The following is a 16,439-nucleotide window of genomic DNA, read 5'->3' as shown; positions in this document are numbered from 1 at the left end:
TCCGGCTGCAAACGGATCAATGGGCATGCGACGCTCCGCCCTCTGGCCGCGACTGGTTCTCGCTGAGCTGCGGTCCCGGCGCCGGCGGGATGTGCTGGCTGGCGATCTTGCCGAACAGCTCGGGATCGGCGAGCCGATAGGTCCTGGGCGTCTTCTCGACCGACTGAGCGGCAAGCTGCTTGTAGCTGGCTTCGTCGAGCACCTGGTCGCTCTTCGCCGCACTGGTCGCCCAATTGGTGAAATCGGGCTGCGACACCACGTTAGTGTCGAACATCATGTCGGGAAAGCCGTCGCCGCTGAACTGCGAGGCGAGCCCCTTGTAGGTGCCGACGTGATCGCCGCACAGGTTCAACCGCGTCACCATGCCGTTCATGGTGTAGATCATGCCGCCGAGCTGCGGGATGAAGAACGCGGTCATCACGCTGCCGGAGGTCAGCTCGAACTGCAGCGGCGCCCCGATCGGAACGGTGAGGCTGTTGACGGTCGCGATGCGCCGGTCGGGATAGATGAACAGCCATTTCCAGTCGAGCGATACCGCCTGGATGCGAATGGGGAGACCGGTGCCAGCGACCGGCTTGGCGGGATCGAGCTCATGCGAACCGATCCAGGCGACGCCGCCGAGCAGGATCACGGTAAGCGCCGGAATCGACCACACGACGAGCTCGACGGCACCGGAATAGGCAAAATCGGGCCGGTAGCGTGCTCGGGTGTTGGAGCTGCGGAACCAGTAGGCGGCGGCCAGCACCGCGATCGAGGTCGGAACGATGATCGCCAGCATGATGATCACGGAATCGATCAGGATCGTCTGCTGGGCTGCGGCGACCGGTCCTTTCGGATCGAAGATGTTCATGCAGGCTTCCGGCGTTCAACCCCGCACACAACCCATCCTGGGTCGGGAGGTTCCTGCGCCGCAGAACACACCTCAGCGGCTGACGCGCCAGATCGTGCCGTTGCCGTCTTCGGAGATCAAAAGGCTGCCGTCGCGCGCGACGGTGACGCCGACCGGACGGCCCCAGACCTCGCGGTCGTTGACGACGAAGCCCGTGACGAAGTCCTCGTATTCGCCGGTGGGCGCGCCATCCTTGAGCCTGATCCGAATGACCTTGTAGCCGGTGCGCTTCGACCGGTTCCACGAACCGTGCTCGGCGGCAAAGGCGTCGCCGCGATAGTCGGACGGAAACAGCGTGCCGTCATAGAACGTCAAGCCGAGCGAGGCGGAATGTGCCTGCAAGAGCACGTCGGGCACGGTGATCTTGCCCTTGAGATCGGTCCGCTCGCCAGCATGGCGCGGATCGGGGTTGTCGCCCATGTAGTACCAGGGCCAGCCGTAGAAGGCGCCCTCCCTCACCCGCGTGACGTAGTCCGGCACGAGATCGTCGCCGAGCCCGTCGCGCTCATTGGTCGAGCACCACGGCGTACCCGTCGCCGGCTGGATGGCGAGGCCGACACAGTTGCGGATGCCGCTCGCGAACAGCGTGCGGTTCTTGCCATCGGGATCGAAAGCCAGCACGCCGGCGCGATCGGTCTCGCCGCCCCAGGCCGCGCCGAGCGGATGCGCCTTGATCCAGGCAGCAAGCCCGCCGGCCGGCTCGCCCAGGGCCTCGCCGACATTGCCAGCCGAGCCGACCGAGACCAGCATGCGGGCATCGTCCTTCGTGAAGACGATGTCGCGGGTGGAATGGCCATAGCCCGCCGGCAGATCGGGGACGACCACCTGCATCGGCCCCGAGGCCTTCGTGTCGCCGGAGCGATACGGAAAGCGCATCACGCGCTCGGTGCTCGCGACATAGACCCATTGCGGATCGCGGCTCGGATAAAAGGCGATGCCGAAGGGATGGCCGAGCCGGTCGGCGAAGATCTCACTCGACGCGACCTTGCTGCCATCCTCGCTCGGGCGCAGCACGCGGACACGCCCTGCCCGCGTCTCGGCGACGAAGATGTCGCCGTTCGGCGCGGTGCGGATGATGCGCGGTCCGCTCAGCCCCTCAGCAAACAGCGCGATCCTGAATCCGTCGGGCACCTTGGGAACGGCCGAGGCCGGCCGCTGCAACACGCGGGAGACGTTGGCGGCGGACGCCGTCGCCCCGGGCTTCGGCAGGTCCTCGGGACGGATGAGGCGGATCGTGCCCGGCGTGTCGCCCTGCCAGCTTCCGAACGCGTCCTTGCCCTTGAGCACCGCAGGCTCGGCGGCAGCCGTCGTCGTCGTCAGGGCGCAAACGACAGCCGTTGTGATCCGTCTCATCATGTCGTCCTCGCGCGTCCCAAACGGCCGGCAGCCTATCCTGGCCCAGGGATCACGTCGCGCGGCGATGCGACGCGATCACGACAGGGCGCCGAGCACACCGCGCGTCGCCTGGTCGATCTCCTCGACATAGCGGCGGCGCGCGAAGGACTCGGTCAGGAAGCCGATCACCTTGCGGCTGTTCTCGGACTCCAGCACCGCCAGCACCTCGGCGCCGGAATCGTCAAAAATCTTCATCGCCGTCTTGACGTTCATTTCCGGCAACAGCGCGACATCGAAATATTTGGCGAGCTCGACCACCTGGATCTCGTCGGCGATCGAATCCAGCTCGCCCGAGAACAGGTCGGGCAGCGACACCAGCCCGCAATAATCATCGCTGTTGTTGACCACGACCACGGCCTGACGCGTGCCGAGGGCGAATTCGCGGCGGCAGGCGGCGATCGAGGTCGTGGTCGGCACCTTGCCGACGTCGGAGCGCATGAGGCGCTCGACCGTGAGGTTGCGCAGCCAGCCGACGTCGTTGGCGCTGCGGATGGTCTCGCCGCGCAGATGCAGGCGCCAGGTCGAGAACGAGTGCCCGAACAGCACGCGCACGCACACCGAGGTCACGATGCAGGCGCCGAGCACGACGGCGGTGACGTCGACGCTGCGGGTCATTTCCAGCACCAGGAAGGACATCGTCAGCGGTCCGCCGACGATGGCGACGCCGAGCGTCGCCATGCCGGTGAGCATCGCCACGACGGGATCGAGCGTCAGCCCGAGGCCAAGGCCGACGATCGCGATCAGCCCGGCAAACAGCTTGCCGAGCAGGCTGCCGATGAACAGCGAAGCGAAGAACAGGCCGCCGCGAAAGCCGGAGGCCAGCGAAATCAGGCACGCCGCAAGCTTGAGCACGATAATGGTGGCGATCATGCCGACCGCCATCTCGCGATGCAGGTCAAGCAGCATCGCGCCGTGGCCGGCCGCGAGCACCTGCGGCGTCACGATCGCCATGGCGCCGACGCAGAGGCCGCCGATCACCGGCCGCAGCCAGACCGGGATGCGAACGAACAGCCGCTCCACCGCCGGCGAAGCGCGCATCACCACGATGCCGATGAAGGCGACGAGCAGCGCCAGCACGAACAGCGCAATGTACTGCTCGAAGCCGACAGCGCCGACTTTCTGGATCTCCAGCGAGTACGGCGCGCCGGTGAGATATTGCGAGGTCAGGGCGCCGGCCAGCGAGGCCGCCAGGATCGGCGCGGCGCTTGCGACCGAATAGACGCCGACGATCAGTTCGCAGGCGTAGAATGCGCCGGTGATCGGCGCGCCGAACGCCGCCGCGATCGCCGCGGCCGCACCGCAGCCCACGATCAGGCGGAGGTCGTTGCGGCGAAGCGTGAGGTATTGACCAAGCAGCGAGGCCACGCCGGCGCCGATCTGGGTGTAGCCGGCCTCGAGGCCGACGGAGGCGCCGGAGCCGTTGGAAATCAGCGTCTGACTGCTGACCACGACGCTGTCGCGCATCGACAACCGGCCGCCGCGCAGCGCATTGGCCTCCACGGGATCGACGGCCGCCGCGATCTTCCAGCGCCGCCGCTGCCATTCCATCAGGCCGAGGATCAGACCGCCGCAGGCCGGCGCGATCAAGGCGACCACCGGATTGACCCAGGCATTGGCGCTGAGCCGGACGTCGATAGGAATACCGTAGATCACCACATGCGCGACTTGCGCAATCAGGCTCATCACCGTCACGATCGCACCGGTGGACACGCCGATCACCAGCGCCAACGGGATCAAATAGAACTCGTTGCTGCGCAGCAGGGCCCGCAGCCGCGTGACCACCCGGTTCGAGGCCTTGCGATCGATGATATGCGACAGCGTCGAGAGCACGAGAGCCATTTCTTCTACGAGGAGGCCTCTGCGTGGCAATAACCTGTCGCCATTTGCGGAACAAGCGCGAATTCCTTTCCAGCCGAAACGTGGTTGGCTGGTCCGGAAACTGGAACCGCAGCGGAGCCGTCGCGGGAACGTGGGGTGTCAACGAGCGTGCGGAAGGTCGCAGCGGGCACGGGCGTTCCAGAACGGTGGGTCCCAAAAGCAACGCCCGCCGCGGGAGGTCCGCAGCGGGCGTCATGCCTCGATGGAGATGTGAGCGCTCAGACCCGCTCGATGATGATCGCGGGCGCCATGCCGCCGGCCGCGCACATCGTGACCAGGCCGCGCTTGAGGTCGCGCCGCTCAAGTTCATCGAGCAGCGTGCCGATCAGGATGGAACCGGTGGCGCCGATCGGATGCCCCAGCGCGATCGAGCCGCCGTTCACATTGACCTTGGCGCGGTCGAGCTTGAGGTCGCGGATGTACTTCTCGGCAACGACCGCGAACGCCTCGTTGATCTCGAACAGGTCGATGTCGTCGGTCGTGAGCCCGGCCTTGGCCAGCACCTTGCGGGTCGCGGGCACCGGAGCGTTGAGCATCAGGGTCGGGTCATCGCCCATGTTCGCCGTCGCGACCACGCGCGCTCGGGCTTTCAGGCCATGCGCCTTGGCGTAGGACGGCGAGGCCAGCAGAATCGCGGCGGCACCGTCGACCACGCCGGAGGAATTGCCGGCGTGATGCATGAATTGGATCTCGAGGCCCGGGTAGCGCTGCAGGATCAGGTTGCGATAGGTGGTGCCCTTGTCGTCGAGCGCGTAATCGGCAATCGCGGGGAATGCCGGCTTGAGGCCCGCCAGCGCCTCCGCCGTGGTCTGCGGCCGCGGATATTCCTCGTGGTCGAGCGCAAGGCTGCCGTCCTCGCGATGCACCGGCACCAGGCTCTTCTTGAAATGGCCGCCGGCGATCGCCGCCGCCGCGCGCTTCTGGCTCTCCAGCCCGAGCGCGTCGACATCGGCGCGGGTGATGCCCTCCATGGTGGCGATGGCGTCGGCGCAGACGCCCTGGTGCGACTGCGGATGCAGCGCGCGCAGATGCAGATTGCCGGCATCCATCATCAGCGGCCCCTCGCCGCGCCGGCCATCCATCGACATCATCTCGCAGCCGCCGGCGATGACGAGATCCTCCTGCCCGGCCATGATCTGCGCGGCCGCGATGTTGACGCTGGTGATGCCGGAGCCGCAGAAGCGGTCGAGCGTGACGCCGGAGGCGCGGATGTCGTAGCCGGCGTCGAGCGCCGACATGCGTCCGAGATCGCCGCTCTGCGGCCCGCGCTGCGACGAGCAGCCCCAGATGATGTCGTCGACATCGCCGGTGTTGATGCCGGTGCGCTCGGCCAGCGCGCGCAGCACGGTGGCACCAAGGCGCTGCGGGTGCAGCCCCGCCAGCGCGCCCTTGCCGGCCTTGCCGATGCCGCGCGGGGTCCTGCAGGCGTCGATAATGAGCGCGTCGGCCATGGTGTTTCCTCTCCTGATGAGCTGCAACCGGCGATCCGGTCGTCCTTGGCGTCGTCGATAGCATTGCGCCGTCGCGCTCGACAACCGCATGAACTGCGGATCAGGCTTGAATCCCGCGCGCTCAGGTGCTTGACGCACAACGCTTTTTTCGCGGTACGGAACCGCGAGCAACAGCCTCGGACGCGGTCTCGCTCCATTGCGACTTCAACCTGTTTGAGCTGCACGGCTGGCACAGCGAACAGGCGACATCCGCCGTCGCAAGCCTCACGCGAAGACATCGCCATAAGCCGATGGCCGCAGAAGGCAATTTGCCTCTCGGTTCAACCATGACGTCAGGATGTGGGGGATGTCGGATGGCCTCTCGCGCGATCCTTCTGCAACACGATAGCAGCGAAACAATGGAAAAATCGCAAACGCCCTTTGCATCCGCTGCATTTGACGCGATGACGCGCAGCTTCCATGAAGACGCGCCCCTTCCCGCGCCTTGTGCCCGACAGGACCTGACATGAGCAGTTCGAGTTCGACCCTCGCCGCGCCCGCCGGCAGCGCCCGCCGCGGCTGGTGGAAGGAATTGTGGGTCCAGGTCCTGATCGCGATGGCCGCCGGCATCCTGCTCGGCGCGGTGAAGCCGGATCTCGGCGCACAGATGCAGCCGCTGGGGGATGCCTTCATCAAGGCGATCCGGATGCTGATCGCGCCGATCATCTTCTGCACCGTCGTCAACGGCATCGCCCACATGGCGGACATGGCCAAGGTCGGCCGCGTCGCCATCAAGGCGCTGGTCTATTTCGAGGTGATCACGACCTTGGCGCTGATCATCGGCCTCGCGGCGGTGAACCTGTTCCAGCCGGGCGTCGGCATGAACGTCGACCCCGCGACGATCAATTCCGCGACCATCGAGCCCTACGTCAAGCAGACCGCTGCGGTCGGCCTGGTGCCGTTCCTGCTCAACATCATCCCGCAGACCTTCGTCGGCGCGTTCGCCGAAGGCAACATCCTCCAGGTCCTCTTCATCTCCGTGATGTGCGGCTTCGCCCTGATCTGGCTCGGCGACCGCGCCAAGGCCGTGACCGACGTGATCGAGGTCGCCGGCCAGATGATCTTCGGTGTCGTCCGCATCGTGATGTGGGCGGCTCCGCTCGGCGCCTTCGGCGCGATCGCCTTCACGGTCGGCAAGTTCGGGATCGGCTCGCTCGCCAAGCTCGGCCTGCTGCTCGGCAGCTTCTATCTGACCTGCCTGATCTTCATCGCCGCCGTGCTCGGCCCGATCGCCGCCTTCGCGGGCTTCAGCCTGTGGAAGCTGATCCGCTACATCCGCGACGAGATCCTGGTCTGCATCGCCACCACCTCGTCCGAGACCGTGCTGCCGCGCATGCTGGCCAAGCTGGAGGCCGCGGGCTGCGAACGCAGCATCGTCGGCCTCGTCATTCCCACCGGCTACTCGTTCAATCTCGACGGCACCTGCCTCTACCTCGCCACCGCCGCGGTCTTCCTGGCGCAGGCCACCAACACCCATCTCGACATCGGGCATCAGATCGGCCTGCTGCTGATCCTGCTGGTGACGTCCAAGGGCGCAGCGGGAATCGCCGGCGCCGCCTTCGTCGTGCTGGCGGCGACGCTGGCCGCGACCGGCACCATTCCCGTCGCCAGCGTCGCGCTCGTGCTTGGCATCCATCGCCTGATGTCACAGGGCCTGACGCCGACCAATCTGATCGGCAATGCGGTCGCGACCATCGTCATCGCACGCTGGGAAAATGGCTTGGACGCCGCACGCCTCAAGCAGGTGCTCGATGGCGGCAATTTGGCATCTGATGCAAATTGAAATCATCCGCGTAAGACCGGATTCGCATTTGCTGCAATGACGCCGATCAAACGGCGCATGACCTAAAATTAATAGTTATCTCCTTCGTCCCAATGCTGCGCTCGGCTAATGAGAACACGACCGATCGCCCGCGTCGTCCCTTGCGCGATCAACAGAAACGTTCAGGGAGTGAGTGCCGAGGGACAACGATCTCGCCCACGCCCCGTGTGCAAGACGATCATCTGGAGATGACGATGAACAAGCAGCTTCTGCTCAAGCTCCACCGCTGGATCAGCCTGACCTTTGCGCTGCCATTGCTCGTGATCATCGCCACCGGACTGATCCTCTCCTTCGAGCCGATCGCCCAGATCGCTGCCGTGAAGCCGGGCAGCGTCGATCCGGCGCGCGTCGTCGCACTTATCAAGCAATACGATCCCGACGGCAAGGCGCGCGGCATCTCGATCAATCCGACGACGCAGCATCTGACCTTGCAGGGCCGGCCCGGCACCGAGCTCGACATGGCCACCGGCGCGGTCGCCGACAAGCCCGCAGCGAGCAGCGTGTTTCAATGGGCGCGCATGACCCATGAGCACCTGATCGGCATCGAGGGTCTCACGACGATCTCCACCATCGGGATGATCGTCATCATGATCATCGGCATTCTGATGGGGCTGCCGCGGCTGCGCAACACGCTGTCGGGCTGGCACAAGGGCGCAGCTTGGTTCACGCTGCCGCTGATCCTGCTGAGCCCCTTGACCGGCGTCCTGCTCGACCCCAGCAACAGCTTCTTCAGTGCGCCGGCGACAGCAGGCAAGCGTGTCTCCTTGACGGAGGCGGTCAGCATCGCTGCCAGGGATCATGATCTCGCCACCGTCAACATGATCGGCACTCGCGGCGGGCGAATGCTGGCGCGAATCATCGAGGGCGACGAACTGCGCGCCTATGCCGTGACCGCCGATGGCGTCTCCGCGCTGCCGCGCAACTGGGTGCGGCTGCTGCACGAAGGCAACTGGTCGCTGATCGGCAGCGCTGCCAACGTACTGATCTCGGTGGTGCTGCTCGCGCTGCTCATCACGGGCGTCCTGATCTGGACGCAGCGCCGGCTGCGGCGGCCGAAGCGGACGGGCGACGCGCAAGTCAAACCGGCCGTCGCGACATCCGCTCCGACCTGACGTTCATCGCCGTCGCGAGGGCCGCTTGAGCTGCGGTCGAAGGGGCGTCTTTGACGCGGACCCTGAAGTAGCCTTTGACACTGGCTTGCAAGCCGCCTTTCGGCCTGCCGTCGGCCGCCCATAGGCTGCGATGAAGACCTTGATCCCGCCTTCGAGCTGAGCGCGGCATTCGGCCGGGCTCGGCGCCTGCATCGACAGCGCCCACGTCAATGGCAGCCGCCCCTGGATCAGGGTGAGAAACTGCGTCGCGGCCAACCTGACATTGCCGATATCGAGCAGTCCCTGCTTCTGCGCCGCGCGCAGGAACGCCGCGACCTCTGCATCGCACCGGTCCGGCCCCGCTGTCATGAACGCCTGCGCGACCGCCGGGTAGCGTGAGGCGCACGACATGATCAGCCGATGCATCGCCAATCCGCGGTCGTCCAGAAACATCGACAGGAAACGGCGCGCCATCTCGCGCAGATCCCGTTCGAGCTCGATGATCTGCCCCGTCTCGATCCAGAGCGGCTCACGCCGCCGACGGCAATCGTCCTCGACCAGCGCCAGCAGCAGCGCATCCTTGTCGGCGAAATGACCATACAGCGTCGCCTTCGACACCCCGGCCAGCCGCGCGATCGCATCGACGCTGCTGTTGTCGAACCCGACCTCGAGAAACAGCGTCCGCGCACTGTCGAGAATCTGCCCGTGCTTGAGCTCGGAGCGGCCCGCGGCCGCGAGAGCGCCTGACGGACCGGCTTGCGAAGAAGATGTGACCATGCCGCTTCCTAGCACCAACGTGACTTGACTCAAGCCTGACACGGCAAGCATGGTCGCTCAATGAGAACGAAACGGTTTAGTTTTATGTCTGATCATGTCGAAATGTTTCCCATCTCGTCGAGGCCGGTCCCGCGACGCGGTGGAATTCCCGTTTCGCTCGGGGTCGTCAGTTGCAGCGTGCTGCTGGCGTCCTGCGCTGTCGGGCCCGACTTCATGTCCCCGGACGCGCCGGCCGCCACCGGCTACGTCCGCGAGCAGCGCCTCGGTTCGACCGCGAGCGCCGTCACGCCGGGCGGCAACGCGCAGAGCTTCGCATCCGGGAGTGACCTCCCCGGCGTCTGGTGGGCGCTGTTTCACTCACGGCAGCTCAACGCCTTCGTCGAAGAGGCGATTCGCAATCATCCGGACATCGAGGCCGCGCAACTGGCGCTGCGCGCCGCGCGGGAGAACGCCCTGTCGCAACAAGGCGCGCTGTTTCCACAGGTGAGCGCGAGCGGATCGGCGGAGCGCACGCAGGCTTCGACCACGCAGCAGGGTCAGTGGCCGGGCCAGACCTCGCTTTATACGCTCTACGGCGCATCGGTCAGCGTCAGCTATGCGCTCGACGTCTGGGGCGGCACACGGCGGCAGGTCGAGGCACTGCAAGCACAAGCCGACTACCAGGCGTTCAAGATGGAGGCGACCTACCTCGCGCTCACGGCCAATGTGGTGACGGCCGCGATCACCGACGCCTCGCTGCGCGATCAGATCGCCGCCACCGAGGAGATCATCAAGGCCGAGACCGATCAGCTCGGGCGCATCCAGCGCCAGTTCGACGTCGGCGCCATTTCCAAATCCGACGTGCTGTCGCAGGAGGCGACGCTGGCGCAGGCCAAGGCGACCTTGGCCCCGCTGCAGAAGCAACTCGCGCAGCAGCGCAACCAGCTGATGGCCTATCTCGGCCGGCTGCCTAGCCAGGACCGCGGCGAGCATGTGACGCTCGCGGAGCTGCGGCTGCCGCGCAGGCTGCCGGTCTCCCTGCCCTCCTCGCTCGTCCGCCAGCGCCCCGACATCCGGCAGGCTGAGGCGACCCTGCACCAGGCGACCGCGACAGTCGGCGTCGGCATCGCCAACCTGCTGCCGCAACTGACGCTGTCGGGCAGCTATGGCGCGAGCGGACCGGAGCGATTGTTCTCGCCGACGACGCTGGTGTGGGAGGCGGCCTCGAGCGTCAGCCAGAAGCTGATCGACGGCGGCACGCTCTATCATACCAAGGAAGCCGACGTCGCGACCTTCGAGCAGGACCTGTCGCTCTACAAGAGCACGGTCATCACCGCGTTCCAGAACGTCGCCGACTCGCTTCGCGCCATCCAGTACGACGCCGAGGCGCTGAAGGCGCAGGCCGCCGCCGAGAAGGCCACGGCCGACAGTCTGGCGATGGCGATCGAGCAGTTCAAGAGCGGCGCCGTTCCTTACGCCAACGTCATCACGGCGCAGCAGTCCTACCTCAACGCGCGCGTCTCCCGCATCAAGTCGCAGGCGACACGCTTCACCGACACCGCGGCGCTGTTCCAGGCGCTCGGCGGCGGCTGGTGGAATCGCCAGGACGAGACACCAGCGGCGCTGCCACGCGCCAATCCCGGCTATTTCGCCGGCCCTAACCGCACGACCCAGGAAGCACTGTAATGAAGAAACGCATGACGATCATGCTGGCCGTCATGGCCTTGTTGTTTGGCGGCCTGTACGGCTTCCAGACGTTCAAGGGCATCATGATCGCCAAGGCGATCGGCGCGATGGCCAACCCGCCGCAGACGATCTCGACCGCTGTCGCGGCGACCGCGTCGTGGCGCTCCAATCTCACCGCCGTCGGCTCGCTGCGCGCCGTCAACGGCGCCGACCTGGCGCTGCAGGTCTCCGGCATCGTGCAGAGCATCCAGTTCAATTCGGGCGATTCGGTCGAAGCCGGCCAGTCGCTGTTGCAGCTGGTGGCCACCGACGACGTCGCCAAGCTGCAGTCGCTGCAGGCCACCGCCGAGAACGCCGCGATCGTCGTCAAGCGCGACGAGGAGCAGATCAAGTTCAACGCCGTCAGCCAGGCGACGCTCGACAGCGACCGCGCCAATCTGAAGAACGCGCAGGCGCTGGTGGCGCAACAGAAGGCCGTCGTCGAGCAGAAGACCTTGAAGGCGCCGTTCGCTGGCCGGCTCGGCATCCGCGCCGTCGATCTCGGCCAGTATCTCAGCGCCGGCACCACCATCGTCACCCTGCAGAGCCTCGATCCGATCTTCGTCGATTTCTATCTGCCGCAGCAGTCGCTCGCCGATATCAGGATCGGCCAGGATGTCAGCATCTCCGTCGATGCCTTTCCCGGCGAGCGCTTCACCGGCCAGATCTCGGCGATCAACGCCAAGGTCGATTCCACCAGCCGCAACGTCCAGGTCCGCGCCACCCTGCACAATGAAAAAGCGCGCCTGCTGCCGGGCATGTTCGCCAAGGTCGAGATCGGAGTAGGCCAGCCGGAGCAACTCGTGACCCTGCCGCTGACCGCTGTCGTCAGCAATCCCTATGGCGACCTCGTCTACGTCGTCGACGATCTCAAGGACGGCCAGGGCAAGGCGCGGCAGATGTTCATCAAGAGCAAGCCGGCCAAGGGCGACCGCATCGCGATCACCGAGGGCGTCAAGCCGGGCGAGACGGTGGTGATCGCCGGACAGATCAAGCTGCGCAATGGCAGCCCCGTGAAGGTCGACAATTCGCACGTGCCCGTGGCGGAAGCCGCTCCTGATGTCGTCGATCAGTAACCGCGCGCCAGCCGAGATCAGACCCCCCATGCGTTTCACAGACATCTTCATCCGCCGGCCGGTGCTGGCGCTCGTGGTCAGCGCGCTGATCCTCGTGCTCGGTCTGCGCTCGATGACGACGCTCGCCATCCTGCAATATCCGCGCACGCAGAACGCCATCGTGACGGTCAGCACCGCCTATGCCGGCGCCGACAGCGACATCATCGCCGGCTTCATCACGACGCCACTGGAGAACGCGATCGCCCAGGCCAACGGCATCGACTACATGACGTCGACCAGCGTCACCGGCAGCAGCACGATCACGGTGAACCTGCGGCTCAACTACGATTCCGGCAAGGCGATGACCGAGATCAACGCCAAAGTGAACTCGGTGCTGAACCAGCTGCCGACCGGCACGCAGCAGCCGACCCTGACGCTGAAGGTCGGCCAGACCATCGACTCCATGTATATCGGCTTCGCCAGCGACGTGCTGGCGCCGAACCAGATCACCGATTATCTCACCCGCGTGGTGCAGCCGAAGCTGCAGGCCGTCTCCGGCGTGCAGACCGCCGAGCTGCTCGGCGCCAAGAAGTTCGCGCTGCGCGCCTGGCTCGATCCGGACAAGCTCGCCGCCTATGGCCTGACCGCGACGGACGTGTCGACGGCGCTGTCCGGCAACGACTACATCTCCGGTCTCGGCACCACCAAGGGCCGCCTCGTGCAGGTCGATCTCGCCGCCGCGACCAACCTGCATTCGCTGGAGCAGTACCGCAATCTCGTCGTCAAGCAGGTCAACGGCGCCATCATCCGCCTGCGCGATGTCGCCAATGTCACGCTGGGGAATGACGACTACGACTCGGCGACGCGCTTCAACGGCAAGACCGCCGTCTATATCGGCATCCAGGTGGCGCCGACCGCCAACCTGCTCGACGTCATCAACGGCGTGAAGGCGGTCCTGCCGGACCTGCAGCGCCAGCTGCCGAACGGCATCACCAGCGAGGTTCTCTACGACTCCACCGACTTCGTGAACTCCTCGATCGACGAGGTGGTCCATACGCTGGTGGAAGCGATCGCCATCGTGATCTTCGTGGTGTTCATGTTCCTGGGCTCGTGGCGCTCGGTGCTGATCCCGGTGATCGCGATCCCGCTGTCCTTGATAGGCACTTTCGGCCTGATGCTGCTGATGGGCTTCTCGATCAACCTGCTGACCTTGCTGGCGCTGGTGCTCGCGATCGGGCTCGTCGTCGACGACGCCATCATCGTGGTCGAGGCGGTGCACCGGCTGATCGACGAGGGCGTCGCGCCGGTCGATGCCGCGATCCAGTCGGCGCGCGCGCTGGCGAGCCCGATCATCGCGATGACCGTGGTGCTGATCGCCGTCTATGTGCCGGTCGGCTTCCAGGGCGGTCTCACCGGCGCGCTGTTCACCGAATTCGCCTTCACCCTTGCCGGCGCCGTCACGGTGTCCGCCGTGATCGCGCTGACTTTGTCGCCGATGAATTGCGCCTGGCTGCTGCGCCGGACCGAGCGCGACGCGCAGACGCTGGAGGCGCGGCTGGTCCGCACCATCGACCACGTGCTCGAACGTCTCGCCCACGCCTACCGCCGCGGGCTGGAGAGCGTCTTCACGACTAAACCTGTCGTCGTCGTGTTCGCGCTGCTGCTGCTGGCGATGATCCCCTGGCTCTATGTCAGCTCGACCAGCGAGCTCGCGCCCGACGAGGACCAGGGCATCGTGCTGTCCCTGACCAGCTCCGCGCCGTCGGCCACGCTCGAGCAGCGCGAGTTCTATGGCAAGCAGCTGTTCGGCCTGATCGCGCAGCGGCCGGAGACGCGCACGGTGTTCCAGATCGACACCCCGACGCAGGCGATCGGCGGCTGGGTGCTGAAACCCTGGGATCAGCGCAAGGCGACGACCAAGACCCTGCAGCCGGAATTCCAGCAGATGCTGAACGGCATCGCCGGCGCCCGCTCGGTCGCCTTCCAGCCCGCCCCGCTGCCGGGCAGCAACGGCCTACCGGTCCAGTTCGTGATCGGCACGACGGGTGCGTTTTCCGAGCTCAACGACGTCTCGCGCGACTTCATGGCCAAGGCGCTCGCGAGCGGCAAGTTCATCTTCCTCGACACCGACCTGAAGATCGACAAGCCGCAGACCACCGTCGTATTCGACCGCGACAAGGCCGCCGATCTCGGACTGAAGATGAGCGACCTCGGCGGCGCGCTCGCGACCATGCTGGGCGGCAACTATCTGGACTATTTCAGCCTGGAGGGCCGCTCCTACAAGGTGATTCCCCAGGTCCGGCAAAACGACCGTCTCACCGACAATCAGCTGCTGGACTATTCGATCCGCACCAGCGGCAATACGATGGTGCCGCTGTCGACCGTCGCCCGGCTCGAGCACAAGACCATTCCGGAATCGATCAACCACTTCCAGCAGATCAACGCCGCGACGATCTCGGGCGTGGCGATGCCGGGCGTCGCGATGGGCGATGCGCTCAACAGCCTGAAGGAGCTCGCGACATCGCTGCCGTCGGGCTATTCGATCGACTATGGCGGCGCCTCTCGACAGCTCGAGCAGGAATCCGGCGGCTTCGTCACGACTTTCGTGTTCGCCCTGATCATCATCTTCCTCGCGCTCGCCGCCCTGTTCAACAGCTTCGTCGACCCGATCATCATCCTGGTGTCGGTGCCGATGTCGCTCGCCGGTGCGCTGATCTTCATCAGCCTCGGGCTCGGCGGCGCCAGCATCAACATCTACACCCAGGTCGGCCTGGTCACCTTGATGGGGCTCGTCAGCAAGCACGGCATCCTGATGGTCGAGGTCGCCAATGAGCTGCGCGAACAGGGCAAGGACCGCACCGAGGCGATCATCGAGGCCGCCACCATCCGACTGCGGCCGATCCTCATGACGACGGCGGCGATGGTGCTCGGCGTGATCCCGCTGATCACCGCCAGCGGCGCCGGCGCGGTGTCGCGCTTCAACATGGGCCTCGTGATCGCGACGGGGCTCGCCATCGGGACGCTGTTCACGCTGTTCGTGGTCCCCGTCGCCTACGCCCTGATCGCCCACCGCGGCACAGCGCATGCGACGAACGCGGACACCGCCGTGGCGGCCGCTCCATAGCAAACGAAAGGCTCAATATATCAGTCACTTGGCTCATCATTCGAGGCGTCCAATCGATCGCTATTGACAAACGATGCCTATAAACGATATATCGTTCGTACAAAACGGAGATCATATCGTATGAGACATCATCATCATCATCATCATTGGACTTTCGATCGCCAGGGCTGGGACGAGGAGCACGAGCATCGCGGCTGGGGTCATCATCGCCGCCATGAGCGACACCACGGCTTCGACAAGGGGGGTGAAGACGCTCGCCTGGCCGGCCGCGGTCCCGGTTTCGGCCGCCATCGCGGGCCGGGCCGGTTTGAAGGCGATGGACGGCGCGGCGGCCGCGAGGAGTTCGGCCGTGGCGGCGGCGGTCGCTTCTTCGGCCCCGGCGACCTGCGCAGCCTGCTGCTGTGGCTGATCGGCGAGAAGCCGCGACATGGCTACGAGCTGATCAAGGCGGTCGAGCAGTTGGTCGGCGGCGCCTACTCGCCGAGCCCCGGCTCGGTCTATCCGATCCTCAGCCTGCTCGAGGACATGGGCCAGATCGAAGCCGCATCAGCCGAGGGCGGCAAGAAGCTGTTCGCCATCACCGAGGCCGGCCGCCAGGCGCTGAAGGACGACGCAGCCGCCATCGAGGGCCTTCTCAGCCGGATGCGCATCATGGCCCGCGCCATGGGCGGCATGCACCCGCCGGAGCAGGTGCTGCAGGCGGTGCAGACGCTGAAGATGGCGCTCAAGATGCACCGACCGGGCTGGAGCGAGGCGGAGGCCAAGCGTGTCAACGACATCCTCACCCGCGCGATCGCCGAGATCCAGGGCGACGGCGCAGCCTGATCCGCGGCCAATCATCGAGAGATCGACGAGATGCCCCACGCCTATGCCATCGAAGTCACCGACATCAGCCCGCGCAGCGACGGCCACGCGGGCCCCAGTTATGATTTCACATTCCAAAGCCATGACGATCTCAACGAGATCGTCGCGCGCATCCAGCGCCGCGGCCTATTCAACGACGACCACGAGCGCAAGGCGTTCGTCACCGGGTTGAAGCTGCTCGGCGGCGTGATGCTGAAGCATCGCCGCGAGCCGCTGTTCGCCGAGTTCGGCCCGGCGTTCAAGCAGTTCATAATGAAGCTGAAATCCGGGAACCACCGGACGAAGAGACCGTGACCTTCGTCACGCGGCATTCGCTCGATGCGTCGCGATGCGGCGGGCCGGCACCGACT

General features: G+C 65.9%; 12 protein-coding genes. 7 read left to right on the top strand and 5 right to left on the bottom strand.

Annotation, left to right across the window (positions count from 1 at the left end; genetic code table 11):
• Window positions 1-16: 16 nt before the first annotated feature.
• From ACQR0Z_RS15980 to ACQR0Z_RS15965, 4 genes are all read right to left on the bottom strand, one after another.
• Window positions 17-850: a COX aromatic rich motif-containing protein gene (locus ACQR0Z_RS15980; protein ID WP_434919257.1), complete on the bottom strand. Its 834-nt coding sequence runs from the start codon at window positions 848-850 to the stop codon at window positions 17-19.
• A gap of 72 nt (window positions 851-922) precedes the next feature.
• Window positions 923-2,245, bottom strand: coding sequence for a PQQ-dependent sugar dehydrogenase (locus ACQR0Z_RS15975; protein WP_434919256.1), 1,323 nt, complete (start codon window positions 2,243-2,245; stop codon window positions 923-925).
• A 75-nt stretch (window positions 2,246-2,320) separates the two neighbouring features.
• Entirely contained in the window at window positions 2,321-4,123 is a 1,803-nt protein-coding gene (locus ACQR0Z_RS15970; protein ID WP_434919255.1) for a chloride channel protein, read from the bottom strand.
• A 257-nt stretch (window positions 4,124-4,380) separates the two neighbouring features.
• The gene (locus ACQR0Z_RS15965) at window positions 4,381-5,613 is read right to left on the bottom strand and encodes an acetyl-CoA C-acetyltransferase (RefSeq protein WP_434919254.1); all 1,233 of its coding nucleotides are present in this window, start codon (window positions 5,611-5,613) and stop codon (window positions 4,381-4,383) included.
• A gap of 505 nt (window positions 5,614-6,118) precedes the next feature.
• Between ACQR0Z_RS15965 and dctA the strand changes: the two genes are divergently transcribed.
• Window positions 6,119-7,435, top strand: coding sequence for a C4-dicarboxylate transporter DctA (dctA, locus tag ACQR0Z_RS15960; RefSeq protein WP_434856646.1), 1,317 nt, complete (start codon window positions 6,119-6,121; stop codon window positions 7,433-7,435).
• A 233-nt stretch (window positions 7,436-7,668) separates the two neighbouring features.
• Window positions 7,669-8,586: a PepSY domain-containing protein gene (locus tag ACQR0Z_RS15955; RefSeq protein ID WP_434919253.1), complete on the top strand. Its 918-nt coding sequence runs from the start codon at window positions 7,669-7,671 to the stop codon at window positions 8,584-8,586.
• Between the two features lie 3 nt (window positions 8,587-8,589).
• On the opposite strand, the gene ACQR0Z_RS15950 is transcribed toward ACQR0Z_RS15955, so the two are convergent.
• The gene (locus tag ACQR0Z_RS15950) at window positions 8,590-9,342 is read right to left on the bottom strand and encodes a TetR/AcrR family transcriptional regulator (protein ID WP_434919252.1); all 753 of its coding nucleotides are present in this window, start codon (window positions 9,340-9,342) and stop codon (window positions 8,590-8,592) included.
• Window positions 9,343-9,426: 84 nt separating this feature from the next.
• Between ACQR0Z_RS15950 and ACQR0Z_RS15945 the strand changes: the two genes are divergently transcribed.
• The 5 genes from ACQR0Z_RS15945 to ACQR0Z_RS15925 all read left to right on the top strand — a co-directional run bounded on the left by ACQR0Z_RS15945 (window position 9,427) and on the right by ACQR0Z_RS15925 (window position 16,383).
• The gene (locus ACQR0Z_RS15945; protein ID WP_434919251.1) at window positions 9,427-11,007 is read left to right on the top strand and encodes an efflux transporter outer membrane subunit; all 1,581 of its coding nucleotides are present in this window, start codon (window positions 9,427-9,429) and stop codon (window positions 11,005-11,007) included.
• The gene (locus tag ACQR0Z_RS15940) at window positions 11,007-12,122 is read left to right on the top strand and encodes an efflux RND transporter periplasmic adaptor subunit (protein WP_434919250.1); all 1,116 of its coding nucleotides are present in this window, start codon (window positions 11,007-11,009) and stop codon (window positions 12,120-12,122) included. Before ACQR0Z_RS15945 ends, ACQR0Z_RS15940 begins: the two co-directional genes overlap by 1 nt.
• Before the next feature lie 28 nt (window positions 12,123-12,150).
• The gene (locus ACQR0Z_RS15935) at window positions 12,151-15,225 is read left to right on the top strand and encodes an efflux RND transporter permease subunit (protein WP_434919249.1); all 3,075 of its coding nucleotides are present in this window, start codon (window positions 12,151-12,153) and stop codon (window positions 15,223-15,225) included.
• 120 nt (window positions 15,226-15,345) lie between these two features.
• Window positions 15,346-16,050, top strand: coding sequence for a PadR family transcriptional regulator (locus ACQR0Z_RS15930; RefSeq protein WP_434919248.1), 705 nt, complete (start codon window positions 15,346-15,348; stop codon window positions 16,048-16,050).
• Window positions 16,051-16,080: 30 nt separating this feature from the next.
• A complete protein-coding gene (locus tag ACQR0Z_RS15925) occupies window positions 16,081-16,383 on the top strand; it encodes a DUF3861 domain-containing protein (protein WP_434919247.1) in 303 nt (100 codons plus the stop codon).
• Window positions 16,384-16,439: the final 56 nt, after the last annotated feature.

Origin of the sequence: Bradyrhizobium sp. HKCCYLS3077 (assembly GCF_051167555.1) — a bacterium.
Lineage (GTDB): Bacteria > Pseudomonadota > Alphaproteobacteria > Rhizobiales > Xanthobacteraceae > Bradyrhizobium.
This window is presented reverse-complemented; position numbering and strand designations above follow the sequence as displayed.

What these genes read in the sequence shown, in the direction of transcription:
- ACQR0Z_RS15970 (WP_434919255.1), bottom strand. Translation starts at nt 4,123, where the DNA reads ATGGCTCTCGTGCTCTCGACGCTGTCGCATATCATCGATCGCAAGGCC.
- ACQR0Z_RS15930 (WP_434919248.1), top strand. Translation starts at nt 15,346, where the DNA reads ATGAGACATCATCATCATCATCATCATTGGACTTTCGATCGCCAGGGC.
- ACQR0Z_RS15925 (WP_434919247.1), top strand. Translation starts at nt 16,081, where the DNA reads ATGCCCCACGCCTATGCCATCGAAGTCACCGACATCAGCCCGCGCAGC.
- ACQR0Z_RS15980 (WP_434919257.1), bottom strand. Translation starts at nt 850, where the DNA reads ATGAACATCTTCGATCCGAAAGGACCGGTCGCCGCAGCCCAGCAGACG.
- ACQR0Z_RS15965 (WP_434919254.1), bottom strand. Translation starts at nt 5,613, where the DNA reads ATGGCCGACGCGCTCATTATCGACGCCTGCAGGACCCCGCGCGGCATC.
- ACQR0Z_RS15955 (WP_434919253.1), top strand. Translation starts at nt 7,669, where the DNA reads ATGAACAAGCAGCTTCTGCTCAAGCTCCACCGCTGGATCAGCCTGACC.
- ACQR0Z_RS15950 (WP_434919252.1), bottom strand. Translation starts at nt 9,342, where the DNA reads ATGGTCACATCTTCTTCGCAAGCCGGTCCGTCAGGCGCTCTCGCGGCC.
- ACQR0Z_RS15945 (WP_434919251.1), top strand. Translation starts at nt 9,427, where the DNA reads ATGTCTGATCATGTCGAAATGTTTCCCATCTCGTCGAGGCCGGTCCCG.
- ACQR0Z_RS15935 (WP_434919249.1), top strand. Translation starts at nt 12,151, where the DNA reads ATGCGTTTCACAGACATCTTCATCCGCCGGCCGGTGCTGGCGCTCGTG.
- ACQR0Z_RS15975 (WP_434919256.1), bottom strand. Translation starts at nt 2,245, where the DNA reads ATGATGAGACGGATCACAACGGCTGTCGTTTGCGCCCTGACGACGACG.
- dctA (WP_434856646.1), top strand. Translation starts at nt 6,119, where the DNA reads ATGAGCAGTTCGAGTTCGACCCTCGCCGCGCCCGCCGGCAGCGCCCGC.
- ACQR0Z_RS15940 (WP_434919250.1), top strand. Translation starts at nt 11,007, where the DNA reads ATGAAGAAACGCATGACGATCATGCTGGCCGTCATGGCCTTGTTGTTT.